Annotated in this window: 1 pseudogene; it reads right to left on the bottom strand. The window is 40.7% G+C overall.

What is annotated here, in order from left to right:
- Positions 1–371: pseudogene (locus HC728_RS19910) on the bottom strand (IS4 family transposase); the annotation flags it as partial.

Genomic DNA, 371 nt, shown 5'->3' with positions numbered 1-371 from the left:
TATTTCTTGGGTTTCAGTTTCACCCAACGAGGATAACTTCTATCTTCTCTTCGAGGTGGTAGGATAAACATGGATATTTGCTGTAGTAATACTTCATAATGTTTAGGTAGCTTCCCTGGACTCCTTAAAGGCAAAGCTGCAAAATATTGAGTCACAGCCATGGCGCTACTCGTAAAGCTTAATTGATTTGGCCAGACGCTATCTAATTTACTTGCAGCCTTTGTCATAACCTGCCTTATAAGGTTGTAGGCTAGCAAAATACCCCAGAGTTCCTGCTTGACCATATCAGGGCGCTTACTTCGTAATGTATATTCGCTATCAAGCAAGGTTTGCTTCATTTCACGATAACCTAATTCAATTTCCCAACGGTA

Origin of the sequence: Aliivibrio sp. S10_S31, assembly GCF_014694495.1 — a bacterium.
GTDB lineage: Bacteria > Pseudomonadota > Gammaproteobacteria > Enterobacterales > Vibrionaceae > Aliivibrio > Aliivibrio fischeri.
Note: the sequence above shows the minus strand (reverse complement) of the source record. Positions and strands in the feature narration are given on the sequence as shown.